The organism is Enterococcus sp., assembly GCF_022711995.1.
Lineage (GTDB): Bacteria > Bacillota > Bacilli > Lactobacillales > Enterococcaceae > Enterococcus_D.
The window spans coordinates 56552-69966 of the sequence record NZ_JALAHI010000084.1; the positions used below are offsets into that span (position 1 = coordinate 56552).

Consider the following 13415-nt stretch of genomic DNA (forward strand, 5'->3'; position numbering starts at 1 on the left):
GGGAGGTATCTCTATGTTAGACAAATCAATTCCCTATGCCGAAATTTGGATGAAACGTACGGCTGAGGATAAAGTAATACCGGTTCCTGATTCAAATCACTACGTCATTCAACCTTATCAATCTGGTGATGAGAGTGAGTGGGCACGGATCGAGACAGCAGTGGGAGAATTTGATACAGAAGCTGAGACGCGTGCATATTTTGAAAAGGAGTTTCTACCCTATGCATCTCAATTGCCGCAACGGATGTTTTTTGCAGTAAATCCAGCAGGAACAAAGGTAGGCACAGCGACGGCTTGGTGGAAGAAAAAAGACGACGGCAGCATGGTTTCTCTGGTTCACTGGGTAGCAGTCGTACCCAGTGCGCAGAGACAAGGAATCGCGCGGGGGCTTGTCACCAAAGTTTTGGAAACTTTTCAGAAACAAACAGCACCCGGAGCAGCAACGACGGCTATTTATCTTCATACGCAAACATGGAGCCATGCTGCAATCAACCTGTATCAACAACTAGGCTTTGAACTGATTGCCACCGACTATCAGGGACAGATAAATCCCGAGTACGAACAAGTATTGGCTATTTTGAAAGAAGTGACCCAAAAAGAAAGCCAGTAACGCCAATCATCGGCAGACTGCTTTTTGTTAATTACGCCTCCTGCAGGCTTCTGAATTTAAACCTGTAAAAATTCCTTGTTTTCAAGTATAATACCAAAGGAGTAAGAGGAAGGATGGGCAAGATGGCACAACTTTTTTTTAAATATGGCGCGATGAATAGCGGCAAAACAATCGAGATTTTAAAAGTTGCACATAATTATGAAGAACAAGACAAGCCGGTCGTGATCATGACTAGCGGCATCGATACCCGTAGCGGAGTGGGAACTGTATCCAGTCGGATTGGTTTAGAACGTGACGCCATTCCGATTTTCGATGAGACCGATTTGTATCATTTAGTAAAAGATCTGGGCTATCAACCTTATTGTATTTTGATTGATGAAGCACAGTTTTTGAAAAAACATCACGTCTTGGCGTTTACTAAGATCGTAGACGAATTAGGCATTCCTGTGATGGCATTTGGTTTAAAAAATGATTTTCGCAACGAACTATTCGAAGGCTCTAAATATTTGCTTCTTTATGCAGATAAAATTGAAGAGATGAAAACGATCTGCTGGTTCTGTCATAAAAAGGCGACCATGAACCTACATTACATTGACGGCAAACCAGTCTATGAAGGCGACCAAGTTCAAATTGGCGGAAATGAAGCCTATTACCCTGTTTGTCGCAAACATTATTTTCACCCTGGAATCAAAAAAGAAGGAGAATAAAACATGTACGATCAGTTACAAGCGATTGAAGACCGTTATGAAGAATTAGGCGAGCTGCTTAGCGACCCAGCCGTTATTTCAGATACGAAACGCTTCATGCAGCTGTCTAAAGAAGAAGCCAACACGCGGGAGACGGTAGAAGTCTATCGCCGTTACAAAGAAGTCGTTGAAGGCATCAAAGACACAGAAGAACTGCTGGGAGAAAACCTAGATGCTGATATGGCCGAAATGGCCAAAGAAGAGCTGTCTGATTTGAAAAAAGAAAAAGATGTACTTGAAGAACGCATCAAAATTTTATTATTGCCAAAAGACCCGAATGACGACAAAAACATCATTATGGAAATCCGTGGAGCTGCCGGTGGTGATGAAGCGGCCCTATTTGCCGGCGATCTCTTCAATATGTATCAGAAATATGCGGAAACACAAGGCTGGAAAGTCGAAGTGATGGATGCCAATGTTACCGGCATCGGTGGTTATAAAGAAGTCATCATGATGATCAGCGGTGAGAATGTTTATTCAAAATTGAAATATGAAAGTGGCGCACATCGTGTCCAACGGGTGCCATCGACTGAATCGCAAGGACGAATCCACACTTCTACCGCTACCGTAGTCGTGATGCCAGAAGCGGAAGAAGTCGAGATCGAAATGGCCGATAAAGATATCCGAACAGATATCTATCATGCTTCAGGTGCCGGTGGACAGCACGTCAACAAAACGGCATCAGCTGTTCGTTTGACCCACTTACCAACAGGGATCGTCGTTGCCATGCAGGATGAGCGCTCGCAGTTGAAAAACCGTGAGAAAGCGATGAAAGTCTTGCGGGCAAGAGTCTATGATCAAATCCAGCAAGAAGCACAAAGCGAATACGATGCGAATCGTAAATCGGCAGTAGGAACAGGAGACCGTTCCGAACGGATCCGTACGTATAACTTTCCACAAAATCGCGTGACCGATCACCGCATCGGGTTGACTATCCAAAAATTGGATCAAATTTTGGCCGGAAAACTTGATGAAATCATTGATGCACTGATCATGTATGATCAAACATCAAAACTGGAAGAAATGCAAAATGGGTAAAACCTATCGAGAAGTCCTTTCACGGGCTTCTTCTTTTTTAGAAGCAGAAGGTCTGGAAGGGTATGCGATCCAATACCTTTTTCTGGCTCGTAAAAATTGGCAAAAGCTGGACTGGCTGCTGCACATGGATCAGCCGATCTCGCAAGCCGATGAAGCGCAAATAGAAGCAGATCTGCAGCAGCTTTTAGGGCATCGTCCTCCACAATATCTTTTGGGGTACGAAGAGTTTTATGGCCATCGCTTCAAGGTGACGGAAGATACTTTGATTCCTCGGCCGGAAACCGAAGAATTAGTTGCTTTGTGTTTAGATCAGACGGATGCAACGGCAAATCTGCGGGTAGTCGACATTGGGACCGGTACAGGTGCGATCGCGGTCTCATTGAAATTGGCACGTCCTCATTGGCAGATCGCAGCTGTGGATCTCTCGGAAGCTGCATTGGCGGTCGCCCAAGAGAATGCGTCAGAATTAGGTGCAGCGGTTGCGTTTTATCAGGGTGATACGCTGACACCTGTGAGAGATCAATCATGGGATATGATCGTATCGAATCCCCCGTATATCAGTGAGCAGGAGTGGGAGCTGATGGATCCTAGCGTCCGTCAATTTGAACCTCAGATGGCCCTATTTGCTGCGGAAAATGGTCTTATCATGTATCGCAAGATTGCCGATCAAGCAAAAGAATGTTTAACACCTAACGGAAAAATCTTCCTTGAAATCGGTTTTCAACAAGGAGAATCTGTCCGGCGAATCTTTTCCGAGGCATTTCCTGATAAAAAGGTTGCGGTGATCCAAGATTTATCTGGAAAAGATCGCATAGTCGCAGTACAATAATCCACAGTATGTGGACAACCTTTTTTTTAAAAATTTTTTTGGATAAAAAACAGTGATAGCGTAAGACTTACTTGCAAATAAAAGTTATGAACAGGGTTATCCACACTTGACAAACGATTTATCCACAAAATGTGGATAAAAACCAAAAAAATGTTGATAAGTGTGGAAGTCATTAAAAAAAGGATGTGGATAAACTGTGGAAACAAAAAAATTCAGTGAAGAACAATTACCTGAAGCAGCGAAAATTCTGGCTGATGGAGGTTTAGTCGCTTTTCCGACAGAAACAGTGTATGGCTTAGGGGCCAATGCACTTTTACCCGAAGCGGTAGCACAAGTCTATGCCGTCAAAGGAAGACCCAGTGATAACCCGTTGATCGTCCATCTTGCTGAAGCGGCACAACTAGCTAATTATGTGGATAACTTTCATCCGGCAGCAGAAAAACTGATGGCAAAATTTTGGCCTGGACCCTTGACGTTGATTTTTTCAATCAAAAATAACAGTATGCCGTCAATTGTGACTGGGGGGTTATCCACAGCAGCATTCCGAATACCAGCCAATAAAAAAACACTTTCAGTCATCAAACAGGCACAAGTTCCACTGGTTGGACCTAGCGCAAATACCTCGGGAAAACCAAGTCCGACATCAGCCGAACATGTACTGCATGACTTGAAAGGAAAAATAGCGGGTGTGATTGATGACGGCGCGACGGCCATCGGCGTGGAATCGACCGTGGTGGATCTAAGTGATCCAAATAAAAAACCAATGATCCTGCGTCCCGGAGCAGTGACGAAAGAACAATTAGAAGCCGTCCTAGGCAGTGAAGTTGAACTAGACAAGCATCTCGTAACCGAAGGAGAAAAACCAAAAGCCCCTGGGATGAAATACAAACATTATGCTCCAGACACACGGGTTATGATGGTTCAACCAGAGAATTGGCCCGCAGCTCTCGATTGGGTCAAAAAGAACCAAGTGAAAGCCGGGGTTTTGGCAGGCCCATCCATTTGTGAAACGGCTCGATTTGAAACGGCAGCTGTTTACATGTATGCGGCTGACACGGTTGAGGCGGCAGCAAAAGGCCTTTTTGCAGGTTTACGGGCCTTAGATGAATCCATCGCTGGCTTAGAGATTATTTTAGTCGCTGCGTTTCCTGAAGTCGGGATCGGCAGTGCCTATATGAATCGCTTGAAAAAAGCAGCCAACCAGAGTTTTTTTCAGATAAATTAGAAAAACGTGGCTTTGATCGTAGGTAGTGTTTGGGAAATATGATACAATGCTAGCATTAAGGTAAAGGGGTGTTGTATGAATGGACTATCAAACGTTTGATCCTGATTTATGGCAAGCCATTGAAAAGGAAGCGGATCGCCAACAAAACAATTTAGAGTTGATTGCATCTGAGAATATCGTCTCCAAAGGTGTCAGAGCGGCGCAAGGCAGTATTTTAACAAATAAATATGCCGAAGGGTATCCAGGTCGCCGTTACTACGGTGGTTGTGAATTTGTCGATGTTGTTGAGAATTTAGCCATTGATCGTGCCAAAGAGTTATTTGGTGCGGCTTACGCGAACGTACAGCCACACTCAGGCTCACAAGCCAATACAGCAGCATATTTAGCATTGATTGAACCAGGAGATACAGTGATGGGAATGGACCTATCCGCAGGTGGGCATTTGACTCATGGTTCTCCTGTCAACTTTAGTGGAAAAACCTATCATTTTGTCAGTTATGGTGTAGACCCATCAACGGAAGTGATTGATTATAACGTTGTACGGATTTTAGCTAGAAAGCATCAACCAAAATTGATCGTTGCAGGTGCCAGCGCGTATTCACGAACGATCGATTTTGCCAAATTCCGTGAAATCGCCGATGAAGTCGGCGCGAAATTGATGGTAGATATGGCCCATATTGCTGGATTAGTCGCTGCAGGTCTGCATCCAAATCCAGTTCCTTATGCAGATATCACAACATCAACGACCCACAAAACCCTTCGAGGTCCGCGTGGCGGCTTGATTTTGACCAATGACGAAGACTTAGCGAAAAAAATCAACAGTGCGGTCTTTCCAGGCATTCAAGGCGGTCCATTGGAACATGTGGTTGCTGCCAAGGCAGTCGCTTTTAAAGAAGCATTGGACGACGATTTTAAGAGTTATTCGGAGCAAGTGATCAGAAATGCGCAGGCGATGGCAAAAGTCTTCAATCAAGCGCCGCAAGCTCGGCTTGTTTCTGGTGCAACGGACAACCATTTATTGTTGATCGACATTCGTGGATTTGAACTGAATGGCAAAGAAGCCGAAACATTGCTTGACCAAGTGAATATCACGGTCAACAAAAATTCGATTCCATTTGAAACTCTTAGTCCATTTAAAACAAGCGGCATTCGTATTGGAACACCAGCGATCACCAGCCGTGGATTTAAAGAAGAAGATGCTGTGGAAGTGGCAAAGCTGATCGTCAAAGTCCTAGAACATCCAGAAGATGCTGCTGTTTTGGAAGAAGCAAAAACTCAGGTCAAGGAGTTGACGGACAAGTATCCGTTGTATTAAGATGTAGCAGGTAAAGGATTTGAGCCGATGCTCAGATCCTTTTTTGAAGGAGCAAGAGATAATGCAAGGTTGTATCCATCGTTGATTTGCTTTAAAATAAAAGAAAAACCAAAGGAGACTTTTAAAATGGGTAAATTCCAAGTAATTGACCACCCCTTGATCCAACACAAACTAACAATGATTCGCGACAAAAACTGTGGCACAAAAGTGTTTCGTGAAGTTGTCGATGAGATTGCCATGCTGATGGCTTATGAAGTATCCCGGGATATGCCGCTTGAAGATGTAGTCATCGAAACACCAATTGAAGAATCAACCCAAAAAACACTTAGTGGGAAAAAAGTAGCAATCGTGCCGATTCTACGGGCTGGATTAGGAATGGTTGACGGTATTCTAGAATTGATCCCAGCAGCTAAAGTGGGACATATCGGAATGTACCGTGACGAAGAAACTTTGGAACCGCATGAATACTTTGTTAAATTGCCTGAAGACATCGATACTCGCCAGTTATTTATTGTTGACCCAATGTTGGCAACTGGTGGTTCAGCAATCATGGCCATCGATGCATTGAAAAAACGCGGCGCTTCAAACATGAAATTTGTTTGCTTAGTTGCTGCGCCAGAAGGTGTGAAAGCATTGCAAGATGCTCATCCTGATGTGGATATCTACACAGCAAGCTTAGATGACCGCTTGAATGAACATGGCTATATCGTCCCTGGATTAGGCGATGCCGGCGACCGTTTATTCGGAACAAAATAAAAAATAGAGCGTGGAACAAAAGTAAAAATACTTTTGTTCCACGCTCTAAATACGTCTAAACAGCAGGATCAGGAGCAACTCCTTCGGAAATCAGGCGACATATCCAAAAATTTGAAAAGCAATTTTCGTGTATACCTGCTTATTCCCGGAGTGTAACATTTCTGTTCCAGCCTCTTTTTGAACGAACTACATTTTCGTTAACTGTTTATAATTAATGATCAACACACCATTACTTTGCGTAACAAGCTTCTGATTCTCCGCAGTCTGATTCAATTCAACAACCGCAGAGTTCTTGAGTTGTTTCGTGACTGTACCGGTTTGTTTCGTTCCATGGATCGTGAACATGACAGGAGTAGCGACCTCAAAATTTGCACCTTCAGCTGACGGGACAACGGTTGTTTCGAATTTACCAAATGTTGCCATGTAAAAACCTCCTTGATATAATTAAATTATACCACATTTTTTGAAAATTTTCAGTAATGCTATTTTTTCCCTAAACTTCTCTTTACAAAATTGTTTTTTTTTCTTATAATCGTCTTTGTGTTAGTTGCCAGCTTAGCTCAGTTGGTAGAGCAACGCACTCGTAACGCGTAGGTCACAGGTTCGAATCCTGCAGCTGGCATTGAAGCAGTCTAACTTAGACTGCTTTTTCTTTTTTTTAGCGTTTTTTTTGATAAAAACGTTAAGGTTTCTAAATTTTTTCTGAATGAGAACAGGGAATCCTTTCTTTTCTGCGCAAACATCACTATAATGGATAAAGATTCTACAGGAGAGAGTGTGGGCATGGAAAATACACGAATAAAAAAGAATGATAATCGAATTGACTACGGTGTGATCTTACCCGTATTTTTATTATGTTTGATAGGGTTTGCCTCCTTATATGTGGCTTTGGTGAATGACCCAAGAAATCCATCTGTGGGGAAAACCTTAGGATTTCAAGCTTTATGGTATGTATTAGGCGTCATCGCAATTATTGTGATCATGCATATCAAATCCAAGTGGTTGTGGAAGTTGACCCCCTATATATACGGCGCGGGATTGCTAGTCATGCTGGGGCTCTTGAAGTTCTATGATGCAGGGTTAGCCGACTCTACGGGCTCGCGAAACTGGCTGCGTTTTGGCGCCTTTACAGTCCAGCCATCAGAATTGATGAAGATCGCGTTTATTATGATGTTGGCATTGGTGGTTACCCACCACAATGTCCGTCATCGAGACCGCGATTTGAAAACAGACGGGTTATTGATTGCGAAAATGTTAGCTGTAACCATTCCGGTGCTTGTTTTAGTCATGCTGCAAAAAGACTTCGGAACGATGTTGGTCTTTTTAGCTATTTTTGGCGGAATCTTTTTGATGTCCGGAATTTCTTGGCAGATTGTCATACCGGTTATCGTGGCCTTTGTTTTGATTGGCGGCGGCACCATCTTTTTGGTCACAACAGATGTGGGACGAGAGTTGCTGTACAATACAGGGATCTTTAAAGAATACCAATTCGCCCGTATCGATTCTTGGTTGGATCCGTTCCATGATACTCAAGGTCAGTCATTCCAATTGGCTTATGCATTAATGGCGATTGGCTCGGGTGGGATGTTCGGTAAAGGATTCAATGTCAGCGATGTCTACGTACCGGTTCGCGAATCAGATATGATTTTCTCTGTGATTGGGGAAAATTTTGGGTTTGTGGGTAGTGCGTTTGTGATTTTGTTGTATTTCATTTTGATTTATCGAATGATTCGGGTTTGTTTTGATACAAATAATGAATTTTATGCTTATCTTGCGACTGGGATCATCATGATGATCTTATTCCATGTTTTTGAGAATATTGGTGCGAACATCGGGCTGCTGCCTTTAACAGGTATTCCTTTACCATTTATCAGTCAAGGAGGCTCTGCTCTGTTGAGCAACATGATTGGTATCGGCTTGATTTTATCCATGCGCTATCAAGCGGAGAGTACACCAAAAACCTTATAAGGAGAGAGCGATGATCACATTTTACTGGTATCCAAAATGCAGTACATGCAAAAATGCCAAAGCATGGCTGGAAGCAAACGAGATTCCCTATGAGGCCATTGATATGATCAAAGAAGTGCCGACAAAGGCGCAATTGTTGCAATGGATCACCTCTAGTGGCTTGCCTGCTCGTCGTTTTTTTAACACAAGCGGAATGAAATACCGTGAATTAGGTCTAAAAGAGAAAGTACCAACGTTGTCGAATGAAGAAGCCGCAGCATTGTTGGCAACAGACGGCATGTTGATCAAACGCCCATTGCTGATCAGCGAAGATCGCTTTTTGATCAATGGGTTTAAAGAAAAAGAATATGAAGGAGTCTTGTTAGAATCATGGAAAAGAAATGTTTGAGAAAAAAAGATAATTTGTGGGTACTGTTCAACGGTAAAGAATATTGTGTTGGTTTGACAAAAGAAGCGCAAGAAGAATTAGGCGCTGTGACGTTTGCTTCTTTGAAAAAAGTTGGCACAGCTTTGAAACAAGGCGATACCTTGGTGGAATTGGAAGCTGAAAAAGCGGTTAGTGAATTTCCAAGCCCATTAACTGGTGTGATCTCTTCTGTAAATGAAAAAATCGATCAAAATATTGAGATCTTAAATGACAGCGACGAAATGAATGCATGGCTGGTGAGCTTTAAAGACGTTGATCCAAGTCAATTTGACGAATTATAAAAAAGAACTTGCCGCAGATTTGCAAAAAGAATTGACAGCCGATTGAGACGTTGCTATAATTTGCTCAATAAATGAATGCTTTGAAAAGAAGAGTACATATTCTTGACGTATACAGAGAGCCCTGTTTGGTGTAAATGGGCAACGAAGAGAAGATGGAAGATGGTCTTTGAGCAGGATGGGTGAGTCTAATCACAAGCCTATCACGGGATGCGCCCGTTATTGCGCAACAGTATGCGAAGAAATTCAAGTACTGGAAGAGGCTGTTGATGCGAGTCGACAGTAAATTAAGGTGGTAACACGGAAGGTATGCTTTCGTCCTTTGTAACAGTATAATGTACAAAGGATGAAAGTTTTTTTGTGTTTATACAGCGAATGAAAAAAAGAAAGATGGGAAATTTATGGCATTAATCGAATTGACCCACGTAGAGAAAACCTTTGATGGCAAAAGCGGCAGCGTTCATGCCGTCAATGATGTATCTCTACAAGTGGAAAAAGGCGATATTTATGGCATCGTTGGTTATTCCGGCGCTGGGAAGAGTACATTGGTCCGTTTATTGAACGGATTGGAGCTCCCTACAGCAGGTGATGTGGTAATCAATGGGCAAAATATTTTAGCTTTGAAGAACAAAGAATTAAGAGACTTCCGCAAAAAAATCGGCATGATTTTTCAGCACTTCAATCTTTTGTGGTCGCGAACCGTATTGGAAAATATTGAATTGCCTCTAGAATTGGTCGGGATCCCCAAAAACAAACGCCGTGAGCGAGCACAGGAACTGGTAAAACTTGTTGGATTGGAAGGGCGTGAAAAAGCCTATCCTTCACAATTGTCAGGCGGCCAAAAGCAACGGGTCGGAATTGCTCGGGCACTAGCCAATGAACCAGAGATCTTGCTATGTGATGAAGCAACCAGTGCGTTGGATCCTCAAACAACCGAAGAAGTTCTGGACTTGCTGCTGTCTATCAACAAAAAACTGAATTTGACGATCGTTCTGATTACTCATGAGATGAACGTGATTCGTAAAATCTGTAATAAAGTCGCTGTGATGGAAAAAGGCAAGATCGTGGAAGAAGGGTCGGTCCATTCCGTATTCCGCCATCCACAACAAGCTGTGACGAAGCGCTTTGTGCAGCAGGATTTGGAACCAGAAGAAGATACGGAAGCATTACGACAAGCCTTTTTAAGAGAAAATCCTTATGGTTGCTTAGTGACATTGACCTTTACAGAAGACAATGCGAATGAACCGATTATTTCGCAAGCGGTCCGCCAATATCTGATCGATGTCAATGTAGTCTATGGCAAGATTCAGCAAACCAATGAAGGCTCTTTTGGGGCATTGACTGTTCTATTGACTGGCGAAACACCAGAAATCGATAAAGCATTACGCTTTTTTACGCAAGAACAAGTAGGCGTGGAGGTGATCAAGCGTGGGTAAATCATTTTCAGAAACCTATCTTAATTTTGAAAAGATCGATTGGGCGAATATGCAACAAGCAACCCTCGATACGCTATTTATGACATTCTTTTCCATGGTATTAGTCATTGTGATTGGACTAATACTAGGATTGGCTCTTTATTCTTTAGGTCGCAAACAAACATTTGGGTCACGCTTTGCCTATACTTTAGTATCGATTATCAGTAACGTGTTTCGATCAACCCCCTTTATGATCTTGATGGTTTTGATCATCCCCTTTACGACGCTATTGGTAGGCTCCTTCTTAGGGGCAAAAGCGGCGATTCCGGCGTTGGTTCTATCGGCAGCGCCATTTTATGCTCGGTTGGTTGAGATCGCCTTTCGGGAAGTCAGCCCCGGCGTGATCGAAGCGGCAGAGGCGATGGGGGCCAGTTACTGGGAAATCATTTACAAAATTGTTATTCCAGAAAGCGTGCCAGCACTCATTTCAGGAATCACGGTTACGACCATTTCAATGATCGGTTACACAGCGATGGCAGGTGCCATCGGTGCCGGAGGCTTAGGTTCATTGGCTTGGCAAGAAGGATTTCAGCGGGGAAATTACACTGTAACGCTTGTAGCGACAGTGATTATTTTAATTATTGTCTTTATCTTACAGGCAATCGGTGATTTTTTGACCAAAGCAACAGACAAACGCTGATTGGCTTAAAAGGAAAACCATCAAACAGAAAACTGGGAGGAATAGAAAATGAAAAAGATTTTTGGTTTTGCAACAACAGTATTGTTAACAGTCGCTTTAGCAGCCTGCGGTACAGGCTCGAACAAGAGCGCTGACTCAACGTCAGCTAGTGGAGAAAACACAAAATTGGTGGTCGGCGCATCTGTGACACCCCATGCAGAAATATTAGAACAAGCAAAACCATTGTTGGAAAAAGAAGGAATCGACTTAGAGATCAAAACTTTTGATGACTACATTTTGCCAAATAAAGCTTTGGAAAACGGCGATATCGATGCCAACTATTTCCAACATATCCCTTATTTGAACAAACAGATCGCAGACAACGGCTATGATTTTGTTAATGCAGGAGCGATTCATATTGAACCAATGGGCTTGTATTCAAAACGCATCTCTGACATTTCTGAATTAGCTGAAGGGGCTACTGTCATCACTTCAAATTCAGAATCTGATTGGGGTCGTATCTTAACGATTTTACAAGATGCCGGTGTGATTAAGTTGAAAGACGGTGTTGATGCTGAAACAGCGACATTTGATGATATTGCTGAAAATCCGAAGAAATTAGAATTCAAACATGATATTGATCCTTCATTACTAGCAACGGCTTACCAAAATGATGAAGCAGACCTAGTGGCAATCAATGCAAACTTTGCCTTTGGGATCGATTTGAATCCAGCAGATGATTCTGTTTTATTAGAAGCTGATAATTCACCATACGTCAATGTGATTGCTGTACGCAGTGGTGACGAAAACAGCGATAAAATCAAAAAATTGGTTGAAGTGCTTCACTCTGACGAAATCAAAGACTTTGTCGAAAAACAATGGCAAGGTTCTGTAAAAATCGTTGATGCTGACGCAAAATAACTAGCCGCTAAGATAGAGCTGTGACATAAGTAAACAATAGACAAAATAATCTGAACAGGTCTTCACAGAAAAATGTGATGAGGATCTGTTGCTTCGCAGGTATTGCGATGCTTCAAGGATTCTGTTTATTTACTACTTATGCCACAGCTTTTTTAATTTAGGTCCAGCAAAATAGCTCTATTCTGCCAAACCAACTCATAAAGCAGCGGCATTTCCGGATGTTTTTTCAGTAATTGATCGTAGTGGGGGAGTTGATTTAGAAACAGACGGATGAGCGTGAGGGTATCAGGTGAAAGGGCGATTGTCGGTTGCAGCAAGAGATTGCCTTCCAGTAAAGCACATAACAAGTGGGTTTGTGTGACTTTGACAAGACAGGTTTGGAAAGAAACGCTTCCCAGCTCTTCGTTTCGCAGCGTTGTGGGGAAGATTTGATTTAGCAAATGTGTGTCTTCTGCAGATAGATAGAACCTTTCCAGTCCAAGCAATTGTTTCCATAGAAAAAGATAATTGCGTTCATGAACCAAGTAGTAGGCTGGGACAAAGTGTTTTGGAAAAACGGAGGCCAAGTCGATGCCGTTTTCTAGTGGGGACATGGTCTTTCTTTTTTTATGAATGGTTTCAATGCAGAAAAATGCATCACGAGGAGTTCTCCCAAATTGAGGATTTGTCCAGCGCATCAATTGATAATGAAAAAAACGGATTTGGATCTCATTCCCTTGTAAAAGTGGAAACTGATTCCGGCTTAAAGATAACTGATATGTTGCGAGAGCGGGGGCTAACGCAATAAAACGACGATTGACACTGGAAGGACTTAGGTGGCATTTTCTGCACAATAATGGGTAAGTTAATGAAGGTTCTTCCAGTTGAGTAGACAGAATGCGGTAGTTATTGCTCTTTTTTACAAGAGAAGCGATGACTTTTTTTGCAACTCAGCAACTGGCAATTCTTCCATCTGAAGATAATCCAGTTGCCCTTTTTTTATCGAAAAGTGGACGGGAAACATGAGACTCAACTCGCTGGCAATCATCCGTCTAAGTGTTTTGACGGAGATCCCTTGTTCTAAAGCTGCTTGTTGGAGGGGGAGCGGACTTTCTTTGAAAAGACTACGTATCAGCTGCAGCATACGCAAGACTTCTTTTTCGAGAAAATCCTCCAAAAATGAATCACCTCTTTCCGGTTGAACTACGTCCATTATAGTGTATAAATAG

General features: G+C 42.6%; 16 protein-coding genes, 1 tRNA gene, 1 pseudogene and 1 other annotated feature. Of the genes and pseudogenes, 14 read left to right on the forward strand and 4 right to left on the reverse strand.

The window, feature by feature from the left end:
• Positions 1-13 precede the first annotated feature (13 nt).
• The 7 genes from Q0A12_RS08375 (at position 14) to upp (ending at position 6519) form a co-directional block, all read left to right on the forward strand.
• Positions 14-610, forward strand: coding sequence for a GNAT family N-acetyltransferase (locus Q0A12_RS08375; protein WP_291292201.1), 597 nt, complete (start codon positions 14-16; stop codon positions 608-610).
• A gap of 122 nt (positions 611-732) precedes the next feature.
• Positions 733-1317: a thymidine kinase gene (locus Q0A12_RS08380; protein ID WP_291292202.1), complete on the forward strand. Its 585-nt coding sequence runs from the start codon at positions 733-735 to the stop codon at positions 1315-1317.
• Between the two features lie 3 nt (positions 1318-1320).
• Positions 1321-2394, forward strand: coding sequence for a peptide chain release factor 1 (prfA, locus tag Q0A12_RS08385; protein ID WP_291292203.1), 1074 nt, complete (start codon positions 1321-1323; stop codon positions 2392-2394).
• Entirely contained in the window at positions 2387-3223 is an 837-nt protein-coding gene (gene prmC / locus Q0A12_RS08390; protein WP_291292204.1) for a peptide chain release factor N(5)-glutamine methyltransferase, read from the forward strand. Before prfA ends, prmC begins: the two co-directional genes overlap by 8 nt.
• A gap of 196 nt (positions 3224-3419) precedes the next feature.
• Positions 3420-4448 (forward strand): L-threonylcarbamoyladenylate synthase, encoded by a 1029-nt coding sequence (locus tag Q0A12_RS08395; protein WP_291292205.1) that lies wholly within the window; start codon positions 3420-3422, stop codon positions 4446-4448.
• A 79-nt stretch (positions 4449-4527) separates the two neighbouring features.
• Complete coding sequence (gene glyA / locus Q0A12_RS08400; protein WP_291292206.1) at positions 4528-5763, forward strand: serine hydroxymethyltransferase; 1236 nt, start codon at positions 4528-4530, stop codon at positions 5761-5763.
• Positions 5764-5889: 126 nt separating this feature from the next.
• On the forward strand, positions 5890-6519 hold the full coding sequence (gene upp / locus Q0A12_RS08405; protein WP_005472811.1) for a uracil phosphoribosyltransferase: 630 nt from the start codon (positions 5890-5892) through the stop codon (positions 6517-6519).
• A 186-nt stretch (positions 6520-6705) separates the two neighbouring features.
• Here upp and Q0A12_RS08410 read toward each other — a convergent pair whose 3' ends face one another.
• Entirely contained in the window at positions 6706-6942 is a 237-nt protein-coding gene (locus Q0A12_RS08410) for a hypothetical protein (RefSeq protein ID WP_291292207.1), read from the reverse strand.
• A gap of 126 nt (positions 6943-7068) precedes the next feature.
• Between Q0A12_RS08410 and Q0A12_RS08415 the strand changes: the two genes are divergently transcribed.
• The 7 genes from Q0A12_RS08415 (at position 7069) to Q0A12_RS08445 (ending at position 12207) form a co-directional block, all read left to right on the forward strand.
• Positions 7069-7141, forward strand: a tRNA-Thr gene (locus Q0A12_RS08415).
• 161 nt (positions 7142-7302) lie between these two features.
• Positions 7303-8487, forward strand: a complete 1185-nt coding sequence (locus tag Q0A12_RS08420; RefSeq protein WP_291292208.1) for an FtsW/RodA/SpoVE family cell cycle protein — start codon at positions 7303-7305, stop codon at positions 8485-8487.
• A 10-nt stretch (positions 8488-8497) separates the two neighbouring features.
• On the forward strand, positions 8498-8875 hold the full coding sequence (locus Q0A12_RS08425) for an arsenate reductase family protein (protein WP_291292209.1): 378 nt from the start codon (positions 8498-8500) through the stop codon (positions 8873-8875).
• A complete protein-coding gene (locus Q0A12_RS08430; protein WP_291292210.1) occupies positions 8857-9195 on the forward strand; it encodes a glycine cleavage system protein H in 339 nt (112 codons plus the stop codon). Before Q0A12_RS08425 ends, Q0A12_RS08430 begins: the two co-directional genes overlap by 19 nt.
• 71 nt (positions 9196-9266) lie before the next feature.
• Positions 9267-9518 (forward strand) — a binding site (T-box leader).
• 75 nt (positions 9519-9593) lie between these two features.
• The gene (locus Q0A12_RS08435) at positions 9594-10628 is read left to right on the forward strand and encodes a methionine ABC transporter ATP-binding protein (RefSeq protein ID WP_291292211.1); all 1035 of its coding nucleotides are present in this window, start codon (positions 9594-9596) and stop codon (positions 10626-10628) included.
• Positions 10621-11307: a methionine ABC transporter permease gene (locus Q0A12_RS08440; RefSeq protein ID WP_291292212.1), complete on the forward strand. Its 687-nt coding sequence runs from the start codon at positions 10621-10623 to the stop codon at positions 11305-11307. The genes Q0A12_RS08435 and Q0A12_RS08440 overlap by 8 nt, the downstream gene beginning before the upstream one ends.
• Positions 11308-11355: 48 nt before the next feature.
• Positions 11356-12207 carry a MetQ/NlpA family ABC transporter substrate-binding protein gene (locus Q0A12_RS08445; protein WP_291292213.1) on the forward strand — a complete coding sequence of 284 codons (852 nt, stop codon included), beginning with the start codon at positions 11356-11358 and terminating at the stop codon, positions 12205-12207.
• A gap of 152 nt (positions 12208-12359) precedes the next feature.
• On the opposite strand, the gene Q0A12_RS08450 is transcribed toward Q0A12_RS08445, so the two are convergent.
• The 3 genes and pseudogenes from Q0A12_RS08450 to Q0A12_RS08460 all read right to left on the reverse strand — a co-directional run.
• Complete coding sequence (locus Q0A12_RS08450) at positions 12360-12800, reverse strand: hypothetical protein (protein WP_291292214.1); 441 nt, start codon at positions 12798-12800, stop codon at positions 12360-12362.
• A gap of 144 nt (positions 12801-12944) precedes the next feature.
• Positions 12945-13121, reverse strand: a pseudogene (locus Q0A12_RS08455) (winged helix-turn-helix domain-containing protein); the annotation flags it as partial.
• On the reverse strand, positions 13106-13415 hold a 310-nt coding region (locus tag Q0A12_RS08460; protein ID WP_291292215.1), incomplete at its 5' end, for a hypothetical protein. The gene Q0A12_RS08460 and the pseudogene Q0A12_RS08455, both read right to left, overlap by 16 nt.